This window comes from Mycobacterium sp. GA-1199, from assembly GCF_001500045.1.
Taxonomy (GTDB): Bacteria; Actinomycetota; Actinomycetes; order Mycobacteriales; family Mycobacteriaceae; genus Mycobacterium.
Genome location: NZ_LQIX01000055.1, coordinates 27,832 through 49,922, shown reverse-complemented (window position 1 = coordinate 49,922; position 22,091 = coordinate 27,832). Strand labels below are relative to the sequence as shown.

Sequence of the window (22,091 nt, the reverse complement as noted above, 5' to 3'; positions counted from 1 at the left end):
GGTCGTGGCCATCGTCGAGCGGCTCGACCCCGCGCTGCGCCACCTGGCGGAGGCCCGCACCGACCTGTCGCCGGGATTGCTTGGCGTCGTGCGTGATTCGCTCAACCAGCGCCGCGCCGAAACAGCCAGGGCGATCAACGACATCGTCGTCGAGATCGAAGAGCGGGTGGCGCACTCGGTTCCGGTGCGGATCTATCGCGGCGCGGCCGCACCGTCACCGGCGGTGATCTATTGCCACGCGGGGGCGTTCGTGTTGGGCAACCTCGACACCGACCACCTGCAGTGCGTCGAGCTGGCCAGGCGCGGCGGCTGTACCGTGCTCTCGGTCGACTACCGGCTTGCGCCCGAACACCCGTTCCCGGCGGCGCTCGACGATGCGCTGACCGTGTTGAACTGGGCGAACGAGTGTGCGACCGAACTCGGGCTCGACGCCGCCAGGCTGGCGGTCGCGGGAAGCAGCGCAGGCGGCGCGCTGGCGGCGGGACTCGCGCAGCGTTCGGCGGACTCGTCGGCACCGCCGGTGGTGTTTCAACTGCTGCACCAACCGGTGCTCGACGACCGGCCCACCGAATCGAAGAACGAGTTCATCGCGACGCCGGGTTTCGACGGGCCCGCCACCGAGATGATGTGGCGGCACTACCTCGGTGATCGCGCCGCCGACGCGTCCGCGGTTCCGGGTCGCCGCGCCGACTTGTCCGGTGTGGCAGACGCATTCATCAGTTGCTCGGAGCTCGACCCGTTGCGTGACGAAGCGGTGGAGTATGCGCTGCGGCTGATGCGCGCCGGTGTCGCGACCGAACTACATGTGTTTCCGGGCACCTGCCACGGGTTCGACTCGCTGCTTCCGGAGTGGGACACCAGCGTCCGGCTGTTCGAACTCCAGGGCGCGGCCTTGCGGCGTGCGTTGCACGGAGGCTGATAGCGCGTCCCGAGGGCGCGCTCGATGCCGGCGAGTGACCGCGAACTGTCGTGCCGTCGCGGCGTGTCGAGTGGCAGACACGGTCGCTCGCGGGGTTGAGGGGTTAGGAGTTGTCGAGTTCTCGGGCGATCGCGGAGTGGTAGGCGTCGATGTGCGCCGGGTTGACCGCCCGGAAGAAACCGTCGGGCATCGGAGCGTGCTTGGGCGCCTCGACCGTCATCGTCCGGGTGAACAGCGTGATGTCCTCGCCGGGGCGGGTGAAGCGGTATTCGACGGTGATGCGGCCCTCCATGCCGCCGTTGCCGTCGCGGTCGTGACCGAGCCGGCCGACCGAGGTGAAGACCCAGATCGTCGGACGCGCGGCGACGGCGAGATGCCACGTGAAGATGCGATCGCCGTCGGGACCGGTCTCGGTCCAGGTGTCGCCGACGCGCAACGGCAGGTGGTCGGGTAATCCGCCGATGTGGGCGCTGGTGGGGTACGTCTTGGGCCAGTTCGCCGGGTTGGTCACGAAGTCGTAGATCGCCTCGGCGGGTTGTCGAAACGCGGTCTCCGAACTGGTGGTGACGATGCCCAATGTGCTGCCTTCCGTGGATGAACCGCTTGAGACTTTACAACCAACCGCAATAGTGTCACGGTGTCCGGGTGGACTTCTCCCGTGTAGCGCTGAGCGAGGACGACCGGGCGTTTCAGGTCGAGCTCCGGGAGTTTCTGCGTTCCGTGGTCACCGACGAGGTCATCCGGCGGGACCGCGAAACGGGCGAGAACTTCGACGAGGGTGTCCATCTGGCGCTCGCCGCGCGGGGATACCTCGCGGCGGACTTCCAGTCCGAGGCCGAGGGCGGATTCAACGCCGTTCGCCGACGGATCTGGGAGCTGGAGATCGGCCGTTCGCACGCACCGTGGTTCCACTGGCCCACGACGATGATGGTGGCGCGCAGCCTGCAGCAGTTCGGCTCGGCCGAACTGCTGCAGGAGATACTCCCGAAGGTTCTCTCGGGGCATTACCGACTGTGCCTGGGCTACACCGAGCCCGAGGGCGGCTCGGACGTCGCGACCTGCAAAACCCGGGCGGTGCGCGACGGCGACGCCTGGGTGATCAACGGCTCCAAGATGTTCACGTCCAACGCGCACAACGCGCATTACGTCTTCCTGATCACCAACACCGATCCCGATGCGCTGAAACACCAGAGCCTGACGATGTTTTTGGTGCCGCTGTCCTCGCCGGGCATCGAGATCCAGCCGATCCGCACCGTCGACGGCGACCGCACCAACATCACCTACTACAGCGACGTCCGCGTCGACGACAGGTACCGCGTCGGCGCCGTCAACGGCGGCTGGTCGGTGTTGCGGGAGGCGCTCAACGCCGAGCACGGCACCATCGAACGCGACGATCAGGGTCTGCAGAAGCTGGCGACGATGACCGAGCACCTGTTGCTGCTCGCCGAGGCGGTCGATCACGTCGCCGCCGTTGTCAGCGAGGAGGATTCGGCCCGGTATCGGCTCGGCCGCGCGATCGCCAGGATCGAGGCGGCGATGAGCACGCCGGAGATGTACGGCCGGGTGGCGAACGCGCAGACGATGCGGGATGTCGCACCGGATCTGATGGACCTCTTGGGCGCCGCAGGCGGCCTGCCGAACGGCGCCGAAGGCGCGGCCGGCGACGGGGGAGTCGAGTACGCCTTCCGCCTGGCCGGGCCCGCCGGCATCTATGGCGGCACGCTGGAGGTGTTCCGCAACATGATCGCCCAGCACGCGCTCGGACTGGGCCGGCCGAACTACTCACCGCCGGCGAAGCGTCCCGTCTAGAGTCGCGCGATCACCTCGGAGGCCAACAAGTCCAACGTCTGGTCGGATCCGCGATCGTGCGTGAACAGCACGATCTGGCCGAAACCGAGCTCCTGCAGTGCGTGCAGCCGGTCGACGACGACCGACGGCGTCCCAATGAGACCGCCCTCGCGCAGCCCGAATGCCGGTGCGCCGAAACGCTTCTCGGCGAGCCGTCGGACGTCCGGCAGCGTTGCGTCGTCGGGCGCCAGCGCCATCACCGCCTCGACCGACAGTACGATGCTCGACGGATCCCGGCCGACATCCTCACAGATCCCGCGCAACACCGACACCTTGTGGTGCAGTTCCCCCAGTGCGTACGTCGGCACATTCCACACATCGGCGTACCGCGCCACCAGCGGCAGCGTGTACTTCTCGCCGACACCGCCGACCACGATGGGCGGCCTCTGCACGGCGCCGGGTTTGACGGGGAAGTCGGTGACGGTGAAATGCTTGCCGCTGAAGTCGATTCGCTCGTCGGCGAAGGCCTGGGTCAGGATCTCCAGCGTCTCGCCGAGGCGTTCGGAACGTTCGCGAAACGACCCCCAGGGCAGCCCCACCCTGTTGTGCTCGTCCTCGATCGAGCCACTGCCGAGCCCGAGTTGCAGCCGGCCCGGGCAGATCTGGTCGAGAGTGGTGGCCATCTTGGCCAGGACGGCGGGGTGACGAAACTGGTTGCACAGCACCATATGTCCGACGCGGATGCGTTCGGTGTTACTCAGCAACGCGGTGGCCAATGTCCACGCCTCCAGCGACGGATAGTCCGGCACGCCCGGGCCGTAGAGATGGTCGTAGAGCCACAGCGAGTCGATGCCGAGTTCCTCGCAGCGCCGGGTGCGATCCAGCATCTGCTCGTAGGTGAAGCCCATCTGAGGCAGGTAGACGCCGATCTCGGGCTTCCCCATATCGCAGTTCCCATCGCTGTCGAAGCTGTACTTTCCGCGGTTCGCATGGTAACGACATTCTCGGAAAACGAGAAGAATGTTCTAGACGGGAAACCAGACATGCGGTTCACCTTCACCCACCCGATGCACACCCATCCGTACAACCCGGAGTTGGTCACCGGCAGGGGGATCGCGACCGTCGCGGCCGCCGCCGAGGCCGCGGGCTTTCACGGCTTCGGCTTCACCGACCACCCGGCGCCGACGGAGCGCTGGTTGAAGGCCGGCGGGCACGACGCGGTGGACCCGTTCGTCGCGATGGGTTACGCGGCCGCGGTGACAACCAGCCTGCGGCTCATCCCCAACATCGTCGTGCTGCCGTACCGCAACCCGTTCGTCGTCGCCAAAGCGGGTGCCACGTTGGACCTGTTGTCGCAGGGGCGGTTCACGCTCGGCGTGGGCGTCGGCTACCTGAAACGCGAATTCACCGCGCTGGGAGTCGATTTCGAGGAGCGAGCCGCCTTGTTCGAGGAGGCACTGGAGGTCATTCGCGGCATCTGGACCACCGACGACTACTCGTATGAGGGGCGCCATTTCACCGCCAGCGGGATCACCGCACACCCCCGACCCGTCAGTGACCCCCATCCCCCCATCTGGATCGGCGGCAACACCGCCGCCGCCCGCAAGCGCGTCGTCACCCACGGTGACGGGTGGTGCCCGTTCCCGGCACCGGCCGTACTGGCCCAGACCGCGCGCACGGCGCCGATGGACGTCGACGCACTCCAATCCGGTGTCGAGGATCTTCGCCGCCGCTTCGATGAGGTCGGACGTGACTGGTCGCGCATCGACATCACGTTCACCAACCCCGACGGCGGCAGCCCCGGCGGCGACGACTTCAACGCCGACGCGTACCTGTCCGGCCTGGAAAAGCTGGCCAAGATCGGGGTGACGTGGGTTCAGGTCGGCCTTCCGGGCGACAGCTTGGCACATGTGCTCGAGACCATCGAGCGGTTCGGGGAGTCGGTGATCGCCAAAGCCTGACGCCGAACCGAGCCTGTGCGCGCGATCGTGGCTGGATTTCGTGCACGCTCAGCTGCGGGGGTCGGGCAACGGCAACTCGGCCAGCACGTCGGCGCGTGCGGGGTCGAAGCTGAAGAAGCCCGCGATCGGCAAGGTCTCGGGCGGCGGGTCCGGATAGCTCCACGCGATGTCCTCGACCACCGTGTCACCGACGGCGGCCGACCAGTACGACGCGTAGCCCTTGTAGTTGCAGTAGCTGGTGGTCGGTGACGGCCGCAGCAAGTCGGTCCGCACGTGCGACGGGTCGACGTAGAGGCGAGCCTGAAGCGACGTCTCGAAGACGATCACCGTCTCGGTCGTGTCGACCAGTGCTTCGCCCCCCACCGTCACCCGCAGCGCGCGGTGTGTCGGGCGACAGTCCACGCGATGGTAGGGGTTGGGCGGATAGTGCACGAGCGTGCGGCCTTCCTCCAGCCAGGTGTCGACGGCATCCCACGGCACGCGGACGTATCCGGGCGCCTCGACCACCGGCTCGCACGGAAGCTCCCCGACCTCGTCGACGGGAAAGGCGTAGCTGAGCGGATGGTCGCGTCGGTGCACCATCAACGCGCGCTCGGTGTCGAGCACCGTGTGCCCGCCGCGCAAGGCCTGCACGCGGCGCGGATGCGGCTCGATGAACACCACGTCGGCGGGCAGTGGCGGCGTGAACCAGCCGGCCGGATCGTTGCTCAGCGGTCCGCGGGCGGCGACGAGACTCATGCCGTCAGCCTTACAAATTTCACGCACATCGTCACCTCTTGAGCGAACGCGCTTGAGAAAGAGCACGATTGGGAAACCGGTACGCGTCGGCCGGGTGAGGGATGCGGGGAGGGAATGAAGCGACTCAACGGCGTGGATGCGTTGATGCTGTACAGCGAGACGCCCGAGGTCCACATGCACACCCTCAAGATCGGCATCCTCGACGTGTCGGGGGTCGAGAACTACAGCTTCGACATGTTCCGGGAGGTCGCCTATCCGCGCCTGCTGGCGCTGTCGGCGCTGCGCTACCAACTCGTCGACATCCCGCTGCGACTCCACCATCCGATGTGGTGGGAGAACCACGACATCGACCTCGACTACCACCTGCGCCGCACCCACGTCGCGCCGCCGGGTGGACGGCGCGAGCTCGACGACCTGATCGGCCAGATCGCCAGTACGCCGCTGGACCGCAGTCGGCCGTTGTGGGAGATGTACGTCGCCGAGGGCCTGGCCGACGGCCGCGTCGCGATCATCCACAAGGTCCATCACGTCCTGGCCGACGGCGTCGCCTCGGCCAACCAATTGGCCAAGGCTCTGGAAGACGAGACGCCGTCTCCGGTTCGCGCCGTCGCCGATCCCGCGATGCGGTCCACCGCGCAGTTACTCAAGGCCGCCGGCCGCGATCACGGCCATCTCATCCGCCGGCTGCCCAGGCTCGTCAACGAGACGGCGTCCGGTGTCGCGCGGGTGCGCAAGCGCGCCAAGGAGCGCGGCCGCCATCCCGACCTGGCCCGCAACTTCGCGCCGCCGAAGACCTTCATCAACCACGTCGTGTCCCCCGGGCGGCGCTTTGCGACGGCGCCGCTGTCGTTGGCGGAGGTCAAGGAGACCGGCAGGCATCTGGGTGTGACGCTCAACGACATCGTGCTGGCCACCGCGGCCGGGGCACTGCGCACGCTGCTGCTGCGCTACGACGGGCGCGCCGACGCACCGCTGATCGCCGGCGTCCCGGTCAGCACCAACCCCTCGCCAGATCGGTTGACGGGCAACGAATTCACCTACATGATGCCGTCGCTTCCGGTGCACATCGCCGATCCGCTCGAACGGGTCCGGCTCACCGCCGTGGCGACGAAGATCGCCAAGGAGAGCCACCAGCTGCTCGGGCCGACGGTGCTTCCGGCGTGGATGTCATACCTTCCGCCGGCGTTGGCGCCCAGGTTCTTTCGGTTGCAGGCACGCCGCATGGAGTCCGGCGCGGTGATGAACCTGACGATCTCCAACGTGGCGGGACCCCGCGACCGCGGACACATCGCGGGCGGTGTGCTCAGCGAGATCTACTCGGTGGGCCCGGTCGTCACCGGCAGCGGGATGAACATCACCGTGTGGAGCTACGTCGACCAACTCGCCATCTCGGTGCTGACCGACGACCGCACGCTCGACGACCCGCATGAGGCCACCGACGCTCTGCTCGCATCCTTCGCCGATATCCGCCGCGCGGCCGGACTGCCCGGTGAGTTGGCCACGGTGGCAGCAACCCTGCCGCTGGCCGCCCACTGATCGACACAGCCTCGGACCTTTACAGATCGCGACAAGAGTGTCACGCTCTAGGGGCGCCGTGACAGCTCCTCGACCGGCGTCGCTGACCCGATCGGATAGGAACTATGGCAACTCGACCCTTTCCCGACGACGTCGTGTCGGTCGACGGTGCTCCGGCTGCCGACGGCCCGGGCAACCACCATCACCTGACGGTCCTGGCGACGGACCTGGCCGATGTCATCGGGGCCGCGGGCGGCTGGCTGTTCGATCGGGCCCGGGCCGGGTGGGATGTCGACGTCTGGGTCGCACACTGCGCCGACGAGCGGCCGCTGACGATCTTGGGAGCCAACGCCGTCGGCGACACCTCAGAGGCCGTGCTGCGCGCCGTGCCACGCAACGGCGTGCTGGCGGTCAGTGCGGCGCTGCTGCGCGACGATCCGGGGGTTCGTACCCGCGTCTTGGAGCTGGCCAAGCGCGGCGCCGAGGTGATGGCCTGGGGTGACGACCGGCCGGGTGCGCTCGGTGATCCCGTCGACACGGTCGAGCACCAGCTCAGCGTCGCGGCCCGTGCGTTCAAGGTCCACGCCGTGGCCGCGGCCGGATTGACGCATTCCGTCGGCGCCACGGAGACGCTGTTCGACCTCGGGATCGATTCCTTCCGGCCGTTGAATCCGGTCTAGCGGATCCAGCCGCGTTTGCGCAGCCACCAGTCGCGCGCGACCGCGGCCAGAATCAGCACCGCGAATCCGACCAGGAAGAGGTCCTCGACGCGCCCGGTGTGGTTGCCGTGGATGAGGGAAAGCAGGAAGAGCGCCGCGATGATGCCGCCGATGTGGAAGAACTTGGGGTTCTCCTTGGACCAGCCCCACTCGGCGGACGGCACGTCTTCGACGTCGACCCCGCTGTGTCGCTGCACCTCGGTGTTGGCCACGGCTGCTCCTCATGGTCGGGCTCGGTACTGCCCGACATTCTGGCATATGCCCAAAACAGGGCGCCTACTACGCCGGCCGTAGGGTGATGCGGCAGGACACCGCCGAGGCGAGGAGCAGAACGGCACATGCAGTTCGAAGGCAAGGTCGCACTCATCACCGGCGCCGCGCGAGGCCAGGGCCGGGCGCACGCCGTCCGGTTCGCCGAGGAGGGCGCCGACATCATCGCCGTCGACCTGTGCGAGCAGATCGACAGCGTCGCATACCCCATGGCGACGCCGGAGGACCTCGACGAGACCGTCAACCTGGTGGAGAAGACCGGCCGCAGGATCATCGCCGAACGCGGGGACGTCCGCGACCTGGAGCGGATGCAGGAAATCGCGGCCAAGGGAGCGCAAGACCTCGGCCGCATCGACTTCGTGCTCGCCAATGCGGGGATCCTGCCCGCCGCGGGGCAGCAGGGCCGCGAGATCTCCGCGTTCGTCGACGCGGTGAACGTCATGCTCAACGGCGTCTACTACACGATCACCGCGACGCTGCCCGCGCTGCTCGCCCACGGCGACGGCGGCGCGATCGTGATCACCAGTTCGGCGGCCGCGTTCAAGCCCGTCACCGTCGACTTCGGCACCATGAACCACGGCGCGGCCGGATACACCGTCGCCAAGCACGGTGTCATCGGCGTGATGCGCCACTTCGCACGGGCGTTGGCGGAGAAGAACATTCGCGTCAACTCGGTTCACCCCGGCGGGGTGGCCACGCCGATGATCTACAACGAAGCGCTAGCCGAATGGTCGGGAGAGCATCCGGCGTTCAGCGTCAGCCAGCAACCGCTGCTCAACGTCCCGCCGGTCGAGCCGGAGGCGATCAGCGACGCGATGGTGTACCTGTGCGGCGCATCCGGCAGATACCTGACCGGGGTGGCGCTGCCGGTCGACGGGGGCCAGATCATCAAGTGATCTCGGCGTACCGTCGCAGCGCCTCCTTGCGTTCGGCGCCGTGGTCGAGGATGGGCGCCGGATAGCTGTCGTCGTCGACGTCGGGCACCCAGCGCCGCACGTAACTGCCGTCGGGATCGAACTTTTGACCCTGCGTGGTCGGGTTGAAGACGCGGAAGAACGGCGCGGCGTCCGTGCCGGTGCCGGCAACCCACTGCCAGCCGTGCTGGTTGTTGGCCATGTCGCCGTCGACCAGCTGCTCGAGGAACCAGCGCGCACCCCACTGCCACGGTAGATGCAGGTCTTTGACCAGGAAGGAGGCGACGATCATCCGGACCCGGTTGTGCATCCAGCCGATCTCGGCGAGTTGGCGCATACCGGCGTCGACGATCGGATAACCCGTCCTGCCCTCTTTCCAGGCGTCGAACCGCTTCTGCGCCTCGGGGCCGTCGTCGAGGCTCATCCCGTCGAACGACCGATTGAAGTTCCACCAGACGCTGCGTGGCCATTCGTTGAGCACCGCGGCATAGAAGTCGCGAAACGCCAACTCCCGCAGGTACGCCTGCGCGCCCTCACCTCGACCGAGGTCGGCGGCCATGGTGCGCGGATGGATGGTGCCGAACTTCAGATGCGCCGACATGCGGCTGGTGCCGTCCAGATCGGGGCGGTTGCGGTCATCGGCATACGTGTCGAGGCCGTTGGCGACGAACGACTTCCATTGCTCGTGGGCCGCGGCCTCACCGGCGGGCAGGTCGAGGTCCACCCCCGCATCGGGGATGTCCACCGTGCCCCCGACATCGGCCGGATCGAGCCAGCGCGCCGATTTCGGGCCGGACGTGGCGGGCGCACGCCAGCCGTGTTCACGCCAGGCCCGATGAAACGGGGTGAACACCTTGTACGGGCTTCCGTCGGGTTTGGTCACCCGGCCGGGGGAGACGAGGTACGGCGAGCCCGACGCCTCGAGGGGGATATCACCCAGTGCGGCCTCCACGGCGTCGTCGCGCCGCCGGCCGAACGGCGAGTAGTCCGCCGAGATGTGCACCGCCGACGCGCCAATCGCCTTGGCGACAGCGGGTATTCGCTTCTCGGGCCGGCCTCGCGTGACGTACAGCTTGCCGCCGAGGCCGTCGCGCAGATCGCGCAGCGCGTCGTGGAGGTACTGCAGCCGACGGGCACCGGCTGAGGCTTCGAGCCGGGGGTCGAGGACGTAGCAGGCGAGCACCTCGCCGTCACCGGCGGCCGCGGCCAGCAGGGAGGGCAGATCGCTCAGCCGCAGATCGCGACGAAACCACAACAATGTGGGCATGGCATTGATGCTGCCCGGAATTCGCGATAGAGAAACAGGATGGAGTTCTGGTCGGGCACCGCGTTCATGAAAACGTCAGAGATTCTCGGGCTGGCACGCGCCTTCGATGAGGCCGGCTACGACGGGATGGTGTGCTCGGACCACATGATCTATCCCCGCGAACTCAGTTCGCCGTATCCGGATTCGCCGACCGGAAAGCCGATGTGGGCACCGGAGACCGCCTGGCCGGACTGCTGGGTGCAGATCGGTGCGATGGCCGCGGTGACGACCCGGCTGCGGTTCTCCAACGCCGTCTACATCGCGCCGGCACGCCCGCTGTTGGAGGTGGCCAAGCAGGTCGCGACCGCGTCGGTGCTGTCCGACGGCCGGGTGTCGCTGGCCGCGGGCGTGGGCTGGATGCGTGAGGAATACGAGTTGATGGGGCAGGATTTCGCAACCCGGGGCAAGCGGCTCGACGAGATGATTCCCGCCCTACGCGAACTGTGGCGCGGCGGTTGGGTGTCGTGGAGCGGCGAGTACTACCAGGTGCCGGAGATGATGATCGAACCCCATCCGGTGGCCCCGGTGCCGATCCTGTGCGGAGGGGAGTCCGACGCCGCGCTGCGCCGCGCGGCACGACTGTGTGACGGCTGGGTCGGCTACGCCTACCGGTGGGACGACGCCGTGGGCTACTGCCAGAAGTTGCGCGCGCTGCTGCGCGAGTACGGCCGCGAGAACGAACGCTTCGATATCATGCTGGCGCTGCTCGAGCCTCCGACGCCGGATCTGTACAAGCGGGCCGAAGACGCCGGCATCACCGCGGTGATGTGCAGTCCCTGGATGGGGATGGACCTCGAACCCGGCGGGGTGGAGCGGTACCGGGAGCCGATCGAGCGGTTCGCCGAGACCATCATCGCCAAGGTGCGGCCATGACCTTCTCCGAGGACGAGATTCGCGATCTGGTCGAGTGCCTCTACACGTCGATCGACCGCCGGGACTGGGCGACGGTGCAGACCCTGGTCTCGCCCCGGCTGGTCGCCGAGGTCGCCGGCCCACCCGCCCTGGGGTGGCAGGAGTGGCGGGCGCACCTCGAAGAGTTCACCCGGGGGTTCTCCGACGGCCGGCATGCGATCGAAGAGATTCTGGTCGACGGTTCCCACGGCATCACGCGTTTCACGTTCACCGGCACCCACGACGGCGAGTTCCGCGGCATACCGGCGACGGGCACCAAGGTCGCGGTCGCCGGAATCCACATCGACCGGTTTCAGGGCGACACGCTCGTCGCGCACCGCGGTCAACTCGACCTGCACGGGCTGCTGCAACAACTCGGCAGCCTCTAGCCGGGGAGGGCAGCCCGGCTGGGGGTGGCGCGGGCTGCCCTCCGATTCCGGTGGCGGGGTTGGTCAGTTGGGCGGCAGCAGCACCGAGTCGATGAGGTAGACGGTCGCGTTGGCTGTCTGTACACCGCCGCAGACCACCGAGGCGTCGTTGACCTTCAGATCGCTGCCGTGTCCGGTCACGGTGACGTCGGCGCCCTGAACGGTCTTGTGCGTGCCGACCACCTGGGCCGGGCCGGCCTGACCGGGCACCACGTGATAGGTCAGGATGCTCGTCAACAACGGGGCATCGGTCTTGAGCGTCTCGATGGTGGCCGGATCCAGCTTGGCGAACGCGTCATCGGTCGGCGCGAAAACCGTGAACTGGCCCCCGTTTAGCGTGTCGACGAGGTTGACCTGCGGATTCAGTTGCCCCGAAACGGCTTTCGTCAACGTGGTCAGCAGCGGGTTGTTCGAGGCGGCGACCGCGACCGGGTCCTGGGCCATGCCCATCACCGAGCCCGGGCCCGCCGGCACCTGCTGCGCGTAGGCCGTGCAACCGGGGCCCACCATCTCGGCATGCCCGACGGCCGCTGTGCCCAGCATCAGGCCGGTGGCCCCCAGTGCGGCCACGCCCGCGCTGACGATCTTCTTCCTGGTATTCATCACTCGCACTCCACTTCTGGACGGGACGGCATGTGCCGCCGGAACTTGCTTGCAATGGCTATTCGGAGCCGACCGGATTTCAGATGGGTCGGATTTTCAGCCGTAGGTGAAGGAGAACGCCTGCAGGCCTCGGCTCAGCTGAACCTCCAACGTCCCGCCGCGGACGGCGTCGTCACCGACGAGTTGTCGCAACCTCGGCGGGCCGTCGATCGGGATCCGACGCGATTCACCGTCGCGCGTCACCGTCAGCGTGCCGGTCCCGCCGACCACGAGATACACGTTGCGGGCGTGGTAGTCCAGCCGGATCGTCGAGTCCGGACCCTCGGCGGTGGCGCCCTGGTAGTCGAGCTTCCAGCGCCCTCGAAGCCCGAATGTGTCCTCGGACAGAGGTTTTGAATCGGCGAAGGTGAAGGTGCCCTGGTCGTAGGTACCGCTACCGCCGTAGTTGACCATCTTGCCGACACCGAGATACGTCTCGGGAGTGAGCCCGCGCGGGGGAGTGGAGTCGATTTGTTCGGTCGGGGGCGGCAAAGCGGCCTCCGGATTGGCCTGCGAAAGCAGTTGGCGGATCAACTGTTCCGTCCTGGCGTAGTCACCTTCGCCGAATTTGATGTGGCGCACCGTGCCCTCGGCGTCGATCAGGTACTTGGCCGGCCAGTACCGGTTGCGGTAGTTCGTCCAGGTGGAGTAGTTGGTGTCGAGCGCGACGGGATAGGTGATGCCCAGGTCTCGGGCACCGCTTGCGACGTTGTCCGGTACCCGTTCGAAGGCGTACTCCGGGGTGTGCACGCCGATCACCTCCAGCCCGGCCTTCCGGTACGCGGTATACCAGTCGACGACGTGCGGGATCGCCCGCTGACAGTTGATGCACGAGTACGCCCAGAAGTCGACCAGAACCACCTTGCCGCGCAACGCTTTCAGATCGACCGGGCCGGCCCCGGGCGTGTTCTGCCAGGCGGTGATGCCCGTCAGGTCCGGCGCCGGCCCACAACTCTCGAGTTCGGCAGCGCCGTTGCTGCAGTTGGACAGCAGTCGGTTCTGGTCGTTGACCAGCCCGCCGAGGTTGAGTTGTTCCCGGATCTTTTCGTCGCCGCCGACCCGCTCCTGCAGGGTGCTCGTGTAGTCCGGGATGGCACGCTGAAGCGCGGCCGGCAGGTTGAGCGCCAACGCGAGTGCCAACAGAATCGTGACCACCCCGGCGGCGACGCGGATCTGGCGCTGGCGGTTTCGGAAGGCAGCGACCCGTTCCGCGACGCGACGGCCCGCGAGTGCGAAGAACAGCAGAGGCAGCGCGGCACCGAGGGCGAAGGACAGGGTCAATGCCACGGTGGCGATGCCGATGCTGCCGGTGGCCCCCGCGATGATGATGGCGGCCAGCACCGGTCCCGCGCACGGCACGTACAGGACGCCGAGCGCCAAACCGAGACCGAATCCGCCGCGGCCGGAACCGAACTGCTTCTGCGGTAGTCGCGTGAACGGCTTTTCCAGCAGCGCCTCGAACTTGGGGAAGATCAGGCCGGCCCCGATGGCGATGAGCGCGACCAGCGCGACCCAGCGGATCGCGTCCTGTGGCAGGGAAAGCAGCGACAGCACGGTCGAACCGAGCAGCGTCACGGTCGAGAAGCTGACCACCAGCCCGGCGATCACCAGGTAGGGCCGCAGCCGCTCGACGAGGGAAGGCCGTGTCTCGGTGGCGATGGCTGCGCCGGGCGCCGCGGTTGCACCCGCGTCGAGGCGAGCGGTCTGCGTGCCGGAGAAGAAGATCACCGGCAGCACGGGCAGGATGCACGGCGAGATGCCGGTGATCAGCCCGCCGAGGAAGCCGATGAGAACGAGGGTGAACATTCGCGGTCCTTCAAGAGGCGAGCGGACGCGGAATCGCGCATGTGGAGTTCAAGCGATTCCGCGCCCGCTCGCGGTCGGTTTGGCCTATTAGGCGGCCGGGGGCATCAGGACGGTGTCGATCATGTACACCGTCGCGTTGGCGGTCGACACCCCGCCGCACACCAGGCCTGCGTCGTTGACCTTGAGACCGGCGCCCTCGCCGGTGACCGAGACGTTGGCGCCCTGGACGGTCTTGTGGTCGCCGGGGACCTGCGCCGGGCTGGCCTGCCCGGGCACCACGTGGTAGGTGAGGATGCTGGTCAGCAGCTCACTGTCGGTCTTGAGGGTCTCGATGGTGGCCGGATCGATCTTTCCGAACGCCTCATCGGTCGGGGCGAAGACGGTGAACTCCCCGCCGTTGAGCGTGTCGACGAGGTTGACGTTCGGGTTGAGCTGTCCGGACAGCGCCTGCGTCAGCGTCGTGAGCATCGGGTTGTTCGACGCGGCGACGGTCACCGGGTCCTGCGCCATTCCGGCCACCGAGCCCGGACCCGAGGGCACCTGTTCGGCGTACGTCGCACAACCGGCGCCCACCAAATCGGCGGCCGGGTCCATGGACTGCTCCATCGGTGCGGGCGCGACGCTGGTCGGCGTCGACTCCGCCGCGGCCGAGGGCGCCGCGGAGGTGGCGTCGTTCGAACACGCCGAGAGGGTCAGGATCGCGGCCGCGGCCACCCCCGCCGCGGATACGGACTTGCCGAAGTTGATCTTCATGCGCTGCTCCCTTGTCGTGGACGGGTTGGTGCCGTCCTCTGCTGTGACACCGGGAATTCGGACCGCGGCGGTGAGCGGATGGGTCCCGTCAGATTCGCGTCACAATTCGACGGCGGATGACGCCCTCCCTCGGCGGGGCTGACGAGTGGGCGCCGGCAAGCGGCACAATGGTTCGGTGAGTATTTCCGGCGGAGCCGAGCGCGGCGACGGGGCGTCAGGCCGGCGACGCGTTCTGATCCTCGGCAGCACCGGATCGATCGGGACGCAGGCGCTCGACGTCATCGCCGCCAACCCCGACCGCTTCGAGGTGGTCGGCCTGGCCGCCGGCGGCGCCAACCCGGACCTGCTGGCGCGGCAGCGTGCAACGACCGGTGTGACCAATATCGCGGTCGCCGACCAGGTGGCCGCCGCCCGCGTCGGAGACGTCACGTACGCAGGACCCGGCGCCGTCACCGCGCTCGTCGAGAACACCGATGCCGACGTCGTGCTCAACGCGCTCGTCGGTGCGTTGGGGCTGCGGCCGACGCTGGCCGCGCTGGGGACCGGTGCACGTCTGGCGCTGGCGAACAAGGAGTCGCTCGTCGCCGGTGGCCCCTTGGTGCTCAAGGCCGCCCGACCTGGTCAGATCGTGCCCGTGGACTCCGAACACTCGGCGATGGCGCAGTGCCTGCGCGCAGGTGGTCCCGACGAAGTGGCCAAGATCGTGCTGACCGCATCGGGCGGCCCGTTCCGCGGCTGGAGCGCCGAGCGGCTGGAGTCGGCCACCCCCGAGCAGGCCGGCGCCCACCCGACCTGGTCGATGGGGCCGATGAACACGCTCAACTCGGCGTCGTTGGTCAACAAGGGGCTGGAGCTGATCGAGACGCACCTGCTGTTCGGCGTGCCCTACGACCGCATCGAGGTGGTGGTGCACCCGCAGTCGATCGTGCACTCGATGGTCACGTTCACCGACGGTTCGACGGTGGCGCAGGCCAGCCCGCCGGATATGAAGCTGCCGATCGCGCTGGCCCTCGGGTGGCCGCAGCGGGTTCCCGCGGCGGCGTTGGCCTGCGACTTCAGCACCGCCTCGACCTGGGATTTCGAGCCGCTCGACGATGAGGTGTTCCCCGCCGTGGCGCTGGCCCGCCACGCCGGGGAAGGGGGTGGCTGCCTGCCGGCGGTCTACAACGCCGCCAACGAGGAGGCGGCCGCGGCGTTCCTCGACGGGCGTATCCGCTTCCCGGAGATCGTGCGCACCATCGACGACGTGCTGCGCGCTGCCGACCAGTGGGCCGCCGAACCAGCTACCGTGGATGACGTACTTGACGCCCAGCAGTGGGCGCGTGACCGTGCCGCGCGCGCGGTCGAGCGGAAGGTAATCACCACCAGATGATGTGGCTCACCGGTGTCGTGCTGTTCGCACTGGCCATCTTGGTTTCGGTGGCGCTGCATGAATGCGGCCACATGTGGGTGGCGCGCGCCACCGGAATGAAGGTGCGCCGTTACTTCGTGGGCTTCGGTCCGACGCTGTGGGCGACGTGGCGGGCGAACAAGCTCGGGGACCGGACCGAGTACGGCGTCAAGGCGGTCCCGCTGGGCGGATTCTGCGACATCGCGGGCATGACCTCGGTGGAGGAACTCGCGCCCGACGAGCAGGACCGCGCGATGTACAAGCAGAAGACGTGGAAGCGCGTCGCGGTGTTGGCCGCCGGGCCGGGGATGAACTTCGTCATCGGCCTGGTGCTGATCTACGGCATCGCCGTGGTGTGGGGCCTGCCCAACCTGCACGCGCCGACCACGGCGATCGTCGGTGAGACGTCGTGCGTGAAGGCCGAGGTCAGCAGGGGTCAGCTCGGTGACTGCCTGGCGCCCTCGCCGGCCGCGGCCGCGGGCATCCAAGCCGGGGACACGGTGGTCAAGATCGGCGATACGCCCGTGGCGAACTTCGACGAGTTGGTCACCGCCGTCCGTGCGCTCGACGGTCCGACCGAGTTCACCGTGCAGCGCGACGGCGACGAGTTCACGACCCTCGTCGACGTGGTCCCCGCCCAGCGGTGGGTCGCCAAGGGTGAGGTGGCCGAACCGGTTCCGGTCGGCACGGTCGGTATCACCGCGGCGCAGTTCGGGCCCACGCAGTACAACGCGCTGTCGGCGGCACCCGCGACGATCGCGTTCACCGGCGACCTGGCCGTGGAGATCGGTAAGTCGCTGGCCAAGCTGCCGACCAAGATGGGCGCGCTGGTGCGCTCCATCGGCGGTGAGGAGCGTGACCCCGAAACACCGATCAGCGTCGTCGGCGCCAGCATCATCGGCGGCGACGCCGTGGACCAGGGGCTGTGGGTCGCGTTCTGGTTCTTCTTGGCGCAGTTGAACTTCGTGCTGGGCGCGATCAACCTGGTACCGCTGCTGCCGTTCGACGGTGGCCACATCGCGATCGCGTTCTACGAGAAGATCCGCAACACGATCCGGTCGGCGCGCGGCAAAGTGGCCGCGGCTCCGGTCAACTATCTGCGGCTGATGCCCGCCACGTACGTGATCCTCGTCGTGGTGGCCGGCTACATGCTGTTGACCGTGACCGCCGACTTCGTCAATCCCATCAGAATCTTCCAGTAAGCAGTAGGAGAGTAAATGGCCTCCGGCCAACAAATCGGACTGGGTATGCCGGCGCCCCCGGCGCCGGTTCTGGCGCCCCGACGCAAAACCCGTCAGTTGATGGTCGGCGATGTCGGCATCGGTAGTGACCACCCGATCGCGGTGCAGTCCATGTGCACCACCAAGACCCACGACGTCAACTCCACGTTGCAGCAGATCGCCGAACTGACCGCGTCGGGCTGCGACATCGTGCGGGTGGCGTGCCCGCGTCAGGAGGACGCCGACGCGCTCGCCGAGATCGCCCGGCACAGCCAGATTCCGGTGATCGCCGACATCCATTTCCAACCGAAGTACATCTTCGCCGCCATCGACGCCGGCTGCGCGGCCGTGCGCGTCAACCCCGGCAACATCAAGGAGTTCGACGGCCGCGTCGGCGAGGTCGCCAAGGCCGCGGGCGCGGCGGGCATCCCGATTCGCATCGGCGTGAACGCCGGATCGCTGGACAAGCGCTTCATGGAGAAGTACGGCAAGGCCACACCCGAGGCGCTGGTCGAGTCCGCGCTGTGGGAGGCGTCGCTGTTTGAGGAGCACGGCTTCGGCGACATCAAGATCAGCGTCAAGCACAACGACCCCGTCGTGATGGTGGCGGCCTACGAACAACTGGCCGCGCAGTGCGACTACCCGCTGCATCTGGGCGTCACCGAGGCGGGCCCGGCGTTCCAGGGCACGATCAAGTCGGCGGTCGCGTTCGGCGCACTGCTGTCCAAGGGCATCGGGGACACCATCCGCGTCTCGCTGTCGGCGCCGCCCGCCGAAGAGGTCAAGGTGGGCAACCAGATCCTCGAATCGCTGAACCTGCGCCCGCGGTCGCTGGAGATCGTGTCGTGCCCGTCGTGTGGGCGCGCCCAGGTCGACGTCTACTCGTTGGCCAACGAGGTCACCGCCGGACTGGAGGGGATGGACGTTCCGCTACGCGTCGCCGTGATGGGTTGTGTGGTGAACGGTCCCGGCGAGGCGCGCGAGGCCGACCTCGGGGTGGCGTCCGGTAACGGCAAGGGTCAGATCTTCGTCAAGGGCGAGGTCATCAAGACCGTCCCCGAGGCCCAGATCGTCGAGACGCTGATCGAAGAGGCGATGCGAATCGCAGAAGAGCGCGGAACAGATGCCAGCGGTTCGCCGGTCGTGACCGTAAGCTGAATGTGATCCCAAACACCGGGTAGACCGCCCGGTGTCGGCGAGAAAGAGATCCCATGTCGGCACCGCCGCTGTTTCGTCACGTTGACGAACGACGGGTCTCGGTGGTGCGCGACGTCGGCGCCGTGATGCGGGTGCTCGACGAGGATCCGATCGGCTCATGCATGGTCGCCTGCCGGGTGGCCGAGTACGGCGTGGAGCCTTCGGCGATCGGCGGGGAACTGTGGACGCGGCGCAGGCCCACCGAATCACTGTGCTACGCCGGTGCGAACCTGATTCCGTTGCGCGGGGACATGATTGACCTTCATGCGTTCGCCGAGAAGGCGATGAGCACCGCGCGCCGCTGCTCCTCGCTGGTCGGGCGGGCCGAGTTGGTGCTGCCGATGTGGCGTCGCCTCGAGAACGCCTGGGGCGCCGCCCGCGATGTGCGCGAGCATCAGCCGCTTCTGGCGTTGAGCACGCCGCCGTCGTGTGCGACCGACCCCGCCGTGCGGCAGGTGCGTGCCGACGAGCTCGACGCCTACCTCGTCGCCTCGATCGACATGTTCATCGGTGAGGTCGGCATCGACCCGCGGCTCGGCGACGGAGGCCGGGGATACCGCAGGCGGGTCGCTGGTCTGATCGCCGCGGGCCGGGCGTGGGCCCGCTTCGAGCGCGGCGAGGTGGTGTTCAAGGCCGAGGTCGGTTCGCAGTCGCCGACGGTCGGACAGATCCAGGGCGTGTGGGTGCACCCCGACTGGCGCGGGCACGGTCTGGGCACCACGGGCACCGCCACGCTGGCCGAGGCGGTGGTCCGGTCCGGGCGCACGGCGAGCCTGTACGTCAACGATTTCAACACCGTCGCGCGGGCCACCTATGACCGCGTCGGCTTCCAACAGGTGGGAACGTTCGCGACCGTTCTGCTCGACTGACCGTTCCGGGCGCCCGACTCATTTACGCTCACGGCATGGCTGACGACGACCGCACAATCGCGCGCAGGGAGATCGCCGACACGATGGTTCGCGCGCTGGAACGGCGGCACGAACTGCTCGACGTCGTCGTCGATTCCGAGGACTACGACGCCGCGATCGAGGCGATCGCGAGCATGCTCGGCGCATCCCACACGGCCGCCGAGGCGGTGCTGCGGCTGTCGTTCGATCGGCTGACCAAGGTGTCGCGGCGCCGGATCGCCGCCGAACTCGAGGACCTCAACAACCAGCTCAGCTTCACCATGGGTGAGCCGGCCCGCAGCGCGGACAGCATGGCGCTGCGCCCGTTCCTCGCCGACGCCGATCGCGACATCTTCGCCGCGCGCACCCAGGACGTGCGTGAGGCGGGCGACGGGTCGCGCGCCCCCGCGGGTGATCTCGACGACGAGATCCGCGCCGGCCTTGGGCGCGTCGACGCCGAAGAGGCCGCCTGGCTCGTCGCGGTGCACGGCTCCGAGAAGATCGGGATGGTCTTCGGCGACCTGGTCTCCGGTGAGGTCAACGTGCGGATCTGGATCCACCCCGACCATCGCAAGCAGGGTTACGGCACCGCGGCGCTGCGCAAGTCGCGCTCGGAGATGGCCGCCTACTTTCCGGGAGTGCCGCTGGTGGTGCGGGCACCGGCCGCGGGCTGACGTTCGGCGCCGGGCACCAGACGTTCGGCGCCGACCGGCGGCCGGCCGCGGGCGCCAGGCGCGCCGACCGGCAGACGGCCCGGGGCCCGCGGCCCAGGTGCCGATTCGCCCTTAACCGGTTGATCCCATGCACCAGGTGCGTGCAATCAACCGGTTAAGCCGCCCAGTCGGAGAACCGACCGGAATTTCGGTGCGCCTACCGGGATTGCAGGTCTCGACTTCGTAACATCTGCCCCAATGGCATCTTCAGTAACACGCATCATGAGCTTGGCCGCGGTCGGAATCGTGGTCGTCGGCCTCAACAGCGCCTGTACGCCCAAGCCCGCCGGGCCCGAGACCGCCGCCGAGAAGTTCTTCGCGGCGCTCGCGACCGGGGACACCGCGGGCGCGGCCGAACTCAGCGACCGGCCCGCCGATGCGCGCGAAGACCTCAACGAGGCGTGGGCCGGGCTCCAGGCCACCCACGTGGACACGCAGATCCTGGGCTCCAAGTACGCGATGGACACCGGCAGCGTCACCTACCGCTACACGTGGCATCTGCCCAAGGACCGGACCTGGACCTACGACGGACAGCTCAACATGGTCCGCGACGAAGGCCGCTGGATTGTGCGGTGGAGCGCCACCGGCCTGCACCCGCGCCTCGGCGAGAACCAGACCTTCGCGCTGCGCGCCGACGCGCCACCGCGGGCGTCCGTGATCGAACGCGGCGGTACCGAGGTGCTGGTGCCCGGATACCTGTACAGCTACTCGCTGGACGCCCGGGCGGCGGGCGGGTCGCTGATGCAGACCGCCCGGGCCGTCGTGGATGCCTTGCGGCCGTTCGACAACACGCTCGACCCGCAGCGGCTCGCCGAGCAGGCCAGCTCATCCAAGCAGCCGCTGAACCTGATCACGCTGCGCAAGTCCGACCACGACCCGGTGGCCGCCGCGATCGGTGCGCAGCCCGGTGTGGTCATCACGCCGCTTGCCGAAATGCTGCCCACCGACGAAACTTTCGCGCCGGCGATCGTCGGAGAGGTCAAGAGGGCGGTCGCGGGTGAACTCGGCGGGGACGCGGGGTGGCGGGTGGTCACCGTCAACCAGAACGGCGTCGACGTCGACGTGCTCAACGAGGTGGCGGGTGATCCCGCGCCCTCGATCCGGATCAGCCTCGACCGTTCGGTCCAGAATGCCGCGCAGAACGCGGTCAACTTCACCGGCAAGAAGGCGATGATCGTCGTGATCAAACCGTCGACCGGTGAGATTCTGGCCGTCGCGCAGAACGCGGCCGCCGACACCGAGGGCCTCATCGCCACCATGGGCCTGTATCCGCCCGGTTCGACGTTCAAGATGGTGACCGCGGGGGCGGCCATCGAGCGCGATATGGCCACTCCCAACACGATGCTTCCGTGCCCCGGCACGATGGACATCGGCCACCGCACGGTGCCCAACTACGGTGGCTTCGACCTCGGCACCGTGCCGATGTCGCGGGCGTTCGCCAGCTCCTGCAACACCACCTTCGCCGAGTTGGCCAGCCGGATGCCGCCGCGCGGGTTGACGATGGCCGCGGCCAAGTACGGCCTGGGCGCCGACTACGACATCCCGGGGCTGAGGACCGTGACCGGTTCCGTGCCCCCCACCGTCGACCTCGCCGAGCGCACCGAGGACGGCTTCGGTCAGGGCAAGGTGCTGGCCAGCCCGTTCGGTATGGCGTTGGCCGCGGCAACCGTCGCGGCCGGCAAAACCCCTGTCCCGCAACTGATTCAGGGTAAAGAGACCGAGATCGCCGAGAGCCCGGCGCCGATGGACCCGAAGATCGTCGAGGGGCTGCGGCCGATGATGCGGCTGGTGGTGACCAACGGCACCGCCGAGGATCTGCAGGGTGCGGGCGACGTGCGCGGCAAGACCGGTGAAGCGGAGTTCGCGGGCGGTTCGCACTCCTGGTTCGCCGGATACCGTGGCGACATGGCATTCGCGGCGATGATCGTCGGCGGCGGTTCCTCGGAATACGCCGTGCGGATGCTCAAGGGCATGCTCGACGGGCTGCCGCCGGACTACCTGGCCTGATCGGGCGTCGTCGCCGTACCGTGGAAC

Annotated in this window: 22 protein-coding genes; 14 read left to right on the top strand and 8 right to left on the bottom strand. The window is 68.2% G+C overall.

Annotated features, from left to right (window positions below):
- The first annotated feature begins 4 nt into the window (after positions 1–4).
- Positions 5–919, top strand: coding sequence for an alpha/beta hydrolase (locus AU198_RS23705; RefSeq protein ID WP_064351032.1), 915 nt, complete (start codon positions 5–7; stop codon positions 917–919).
- Between the two features lie 103 nt (positions 920–1,022).
- Here AU198_RS23705 and AU198_RS23700 read toward each other — a convergent pair whose 3' ends face one another.
- Positions 1,023–1,496, bottom strand: coding sequence for an SRPBCC family protein (locus AU198_RS23700; RefSeq protein ID WP_064351031.1), 474 nt, complete (start codon positions 1,494–1,496; stop codon positions 1,023–1,025).
- 68 nt (positions 1,497–1,564) lie between these two features.
- On the opposite strand from AU198_RS23700, the gene AU198_RS23695 reads away from it, so the two are divergent.
- Positions 1,565–2,728 (top strand): acyl-CoA dehydrogenase family protein, encoded by a 1,164-nt coding sequence (locus tag AU198_RS23695; protein WP_064351030.1) that lies wholly within the window; start codon positions 1,565–1,567, stop codon positions 2,726–2,728.
- Here the strand turns inward: AU198_RS23695 and AU198_RS23690 are convergent.
- Positions 2,725–3,651, bottom strand: coding sequence for an LLM class flavin-dependent oxidoreductase (locus tag AU198_RS23690; RefSeq protein WP_064351029.1), 927 nt, complete (start codon positions 3,649–3,651; stop codon positions 2,725–2,727). The two genes, AU198_RS23695 and AU198_RS23690, sit on opposite strands and share 4 nt — an antisense overlap.
- A gap of 99 nt (positions 3,652–3,750) precedes the next feature.
- Between AU198_RS23690 and AU198_RS23685 the strand changes: the two genes are divergently transcribed.
- Positions 3,751–4,668, top strand: a complete 918-nt coding sequence (locus AU198_RS23685) for an LLM class F420-dependent oxidoreductase (RefSeq protein WP_064351028.1) — start codon at positions 3,751–3,753, stop codon at positions 4,666–4,668.
- 48 nt (positions 4,669–4,716) lie between these two features.
- Here AU198_RS23685 and AU198_RS23680 read toward each other — a convergent pair whose 3' ends face one another.
- A complete protein-coding gene (locus AU198_RS23680) occupies positions 4,717–5,406 on the bottom strand; it encodes a DUF427 domain-containing protein (RefSeq protein ID WP_064351027.1) in 690 nt (229 codons plus the stop codon).
- Between the two features lie 114 nt (positions 5,407–5,520).
- On the opposite strand from AU198_RS23680, the gene AU198_RS23675 reads away from it, so the two are divergent.
- Both AU198_RS23675 and AU198_RS23670 read left to right on the top strand, forming a co-directional pair.
- A complete protein-coding gene (locus AU198_RS23675) occupies positions 5,521–6,942 on the top strand; it encodes a WS/DGAT/MGAT family O-acyltransferase (protein ID WP_064351026.1) in 1,422 nt (473 codons plus the stop codon).
- A gap of 104 nt (positions 6,943–7,046) precedes the next feature.
- Positions 7,047–7,601, top strand: a complete 555-nt coding sequence (locus AU198_RS23670) for a hypothetical protein (RefSeq protein ID WP_064351025.1) — start codon at positions 7,047–7,049, stop codon at positions 7,599–7,601.
- Here AU198_RS23670 and AU198_RS23665 read toward each other — a convergent pair.
- The gene (locus AU198_RS23665; protein WP_064351024.1) at positions 7,598–7,852 is read right to left on the bottom strand and encodes a DUF2631 domain-containing protein; all 255 of its coding nucleotides are present in this window, start codon (positions 7,850–7,852) and stop codon (positions 7,598–7,600) included. The genes AU198_RS23670 and AU198_RS23665 overlap by 4 nt on opposite strands.
- 126 nt (positions 7,853–7,978) lie before the next feature.
- Between AU198_RS23665 and AU198_RS23660 the strand changes: the two genes are divergently transcribed.
- Positions 7,979–8,806 carry a mycofactocin-coupled SDR family oxidoreductase gene (locus AU198_RS23660; RefSeq protein WP_064351023.1) on the top strand — a complete coding sequence of 276 codons (828 nt, stop codon included), beginning with the start codon at positions 7,979–7,981 and terminating at the stop codon, positions 8,804–8,806.
- On the opposite strand, the gene AU198_RS23655 is transcribed toward AU198_RS23660, so the two are convergent.
- On the bottom strand, positions 8,799–10,091 hold the full coding sequence (locus tag AU198_RS23655; protein ID WP_064351022.1) for a cryptochrome/photolyase family protein: 1,293 nt from the start codon (positions 10,089–10,091) through the stop codon (positions 8,799–8,801). The genes AU198_RS23660 and AU198_RS23655 overlap by 8 nt on opposite strands.
- 39 nt (positions 10,092–10,130) lie before the next feature.
- Between AU198_RS23655 and AU198_RS23650 the strand changes: the two genes are divergently transcribed.
- Positions 10,131–11,003, top strand: a complete 873-nt coding sequence (locus AU198_RS23650) for a TIGR03619 family F420-dependent LLM class oxidoreductase (RefSeq protein WP_064351021.1) — start codon at positions 10,131–10,133, stop codon at positions 11,001–11,003.
- Complete coding sequence (locus AU198_RS23645) at positions 11,000–11,410, top strand: ester cyclase (protein WP_064351020.1); 411 nt, start codon at positions 11,000–11,002, stop codon at positions 11,408–11,410. Before AU198_RS23650 ends, AU198_RS23645 begins: the two co-directional genes overlap by 4 nt.
- Positions 11,411–11,473: 63 nt before the next feature.
- On the opposite strand, the gene AU198_RS23640 is transcribed toward AU198_RS23645, so the two are convergent.
- The 3 genes from AU198_RS23640 to AU198_RS23630 all read right to left on the bottom strand — a co-directional run bounded on the left by AU198_RS23640 (position 11,474) and on the right by AU198_RS23630 (position 14,650).
- Positions 11,474–11,992, bottom strand: a complete 519-nt coding sequence (locus AU198_RS23640; protein WP_231744770.1) for a fasciclin domain-containing protein — start codon at positions 11,990–11,992, stop codon at positions 11,474–11,476.
- A gap of 156 nt (positions 11,993–12,148) precedes the next feature.
- On the bottom strand, positions 12,149–13,897 hold the full coding sequence (locus tag AU198_RS23635) for a cytochrome c biogenesis protein DipZ (protein ID WP_064351018.1): 1,749 nt from the start codon (positions 13,895–13,897) through the stop codon (positions 12,149–12,151).
- An 87-nt stretch (positions 13,898–13,984) separates the two neighbouring features.
- Positions 13,985–14,650, bottom strand: a complete 666-nt coding sequence (locus tag AU198_RS23630; RefSeq protein ID WP_064351017.1) for a fasciclin domain-containing protein — start codon at positions 14,648–14,650, stop codon at positions 13,985–13,987.
- Between the two features lie 181 nt (positions 14,651–14,831).
- Between AU198_RS23630 and dxr the strand changes: the two genes are divergently transcribed.
- The 6 genes from dxr (at position 14,832) to AU198_RS23600 (ending at position 22,064) form a co-directional block, all read left to right on the top strand.
- Complete coding sequence (dxr, locus tag AU198_RS23625; RefSeq protein WP_064351196.1) at positions 14,832–16,022, top strand: 1-deoxy-D-xylulose-5-phosphate reductoisomerase; 1,191 nt, start codon at positions 14,832–14,834, stop codon at positions 16,020–16,022.
- Positions 16,019–17,242 carry a M50 family metallopeptidase gene (locus tag AU198_RS23620; RefSeq protein WP_064351016.1) on the top strand — a complete coding sequence of 408 codons (1,224 nt, stop codon included), beginning with the start codon at positions 16,019–16,021 and terminating at the stop codon, positions 17,240–17,242. The genes dxr and AU198_RS23620 overlap by 4 nt, the downstream gene beginning before the upstream one ends.
- A 15-nt stretch (positions 17,243–17,257) precedes the next feature.
- On the top strand, positions 17,258–18,418 hold the full coding sequence (ispG, locus tag AU198_RS23615) for a flavodoxin-dependent (E)-4-hydroxy-3-methylbut-2-enyl-diphosphate synthase (protein ID WP_082691181.1): 1,161 nt from the start codon (positions 17,258–17,260) through the stop codon (positions 18,416–18,418).
- A 53-nt stretch (positions 18,419–18,471) separates the two neighbouring features.
- Complete coding sequence (locus AU198_RS23610) at positions 18,472–19,326, top strand: GNAT family N-acetyltransferase (protein ID WP_064351014.1); 855 nt, start codon at positions 18,472–18,474, stop codon at positions 19,324–19,326.
- 35 nt (positions 19,327–19,361) lie between these two features.
- Positions 19,362–20,018 (top strand): GNAT family N-acetyltransferase, encoded by a 657-nt coding sequence (locus tag AU198_RS23605; RefSeq protein WP_064351013.1) that lies wholly within the window; start codon positions 19,362–19,364, stop codon positions 20,016–20,018.
- A 261-nt stretch (positions 20,019–20,279) separates the two neighbouring features.
- Positions 20,280–22,064 (top strand): penicillin-binding transpeptidase domain-containing protein, encoded by a 1,785-nt coding sequence (locus AU198_RS23600; protein WP_502689319.1) that lies wholly within the window; start codon positions 20,280–20,282, stop codon positions 22,062–22,064.
- Positions 22,065–22,091: the final 27 nt, after the last annotated feature.

Excerpts from the sequence above, each read along its gene's own strand:
- AU198_RS23690 (WP_064351029.1), bottom strand. The coding sequence starts at position 3,651 with ATGGGGAAGCCCGAGATCGGCGTCTACCTGCCTCAGATGGGCTTCACC.
- AU198_RS23685 (WP_064351028.1), top strand. The coding sequence starts at position 3,751 with ATGCGGTTCACCTTCACCCACCCGATGCACACCCATCCGTACAACCCG.
- AU198_RS23680 (WP_064351027.1), bottom strand. The coding sequence starts at position 5,406 with ATGAGTCTCGTCGCCGCCCGCGGACCGCTGAGCAACGATCCGGCCGGC.
- AU198_RS23675 (WP_064351026.1), top strand. The coding sequence starts at position 5,521 with ATGAAGCGACTCAACGGCGTGGATGCGTTGATGCTGTACAGCGAGACG.
- AU198_RS23670 (WP_064351025.1), top strand. The coding sequence starts at position 7,047 with ATGGCAACTCGACCCTTTCCCGACGACGTCGTGTCGGTCGACGGTGCT.
- AU198_RS23660 (WP_064351023.1), top strand. The coding sequence starts at position 7,979 with ATGCAGTTCGAAGGCAAGGTCGCACTCATCACCGGCGCCGCGCGAGGC.
- AU198_RS23655 (WP_064351022.1), bottom strand. The coding sequence starts at position 10,091 with ATGCCCACATTGTTGTGGTTTCGTCGCGATCTGCGGCTGAGCGATCTG.
- AU198_RS23650 (WP_064351021.1), top strand. The coding sequence starts at position 10,131 with ATGGAGTTCTGGTCGGGCACCGCGTTCATGAAAACGTCAGAGATTCTC.
- AU198_RS23645 (WP_064351020.1), top strand. The coding sequence starts at position 11,000 with ATGACCTTCTCCGAGGACGAGATTCGCGATCTGGTCGAGTGCCTCTAC.
- AU198_RS23640 (WP_231744770.1), bottom strand. The coding sequence starts at position 11,992 with ATGCTGGGCACAGCGGCCGTCGGGCATGCCGAGATGGTGGGCCCCGGT.
- AU198_RS23635 (WP_064351018.1), bottom strand. The coding sequence starts at position 13,897 with ATGTTCACCCTCGTTCTCATCGGCTTCCTCGGCGGGCTGATCACCGGC.
- AU198_RS23630 (WP_064351017.1), bottom strand. The coding sequence starts at position 14,650 with ATGAAGATCAACTTCGGCAAGTCCGTATCCGCGGCGGGGGTGGCCGCG.
- AU198_RS23620 (WP_064351016.1), top strand. The coding sequence starts at position 16,019 with ATGATGTGGCTCACCGGTGTCGTGCTGTTCGCACTGGCCATCTTGGTT.
- ispG (WP_082691181.1), top strand. The coding sequence starts at position 17,258 with ATGGCCTCCGGCCAACAAATCGGACTGGGTATGCCGGCGCCCCCGGCG.
- AU198_RS23610 (WP_064351014.1), top strand. The coding sequence starts at position 18,472 with ATGTCGGCACCGCCGCTGTTTCGTCACGTTGACGAACGACGGGTCTCG.
- AU198_RS23605 (WP_064351013.1), top strand. The coding sequence starts at position 19,362 with ATGGCTGACGACGACCGCACAATCGCGCGCAGGGAGATCGCCGACACG.
- AU198_RS23600 (WP_502689319.1), top strand. The coding sequence starts at position 20,280 with ATGAGCTTGGCCGCGGTCGGAATCGTGGTCGTCGGCCTCAACAGCGCC.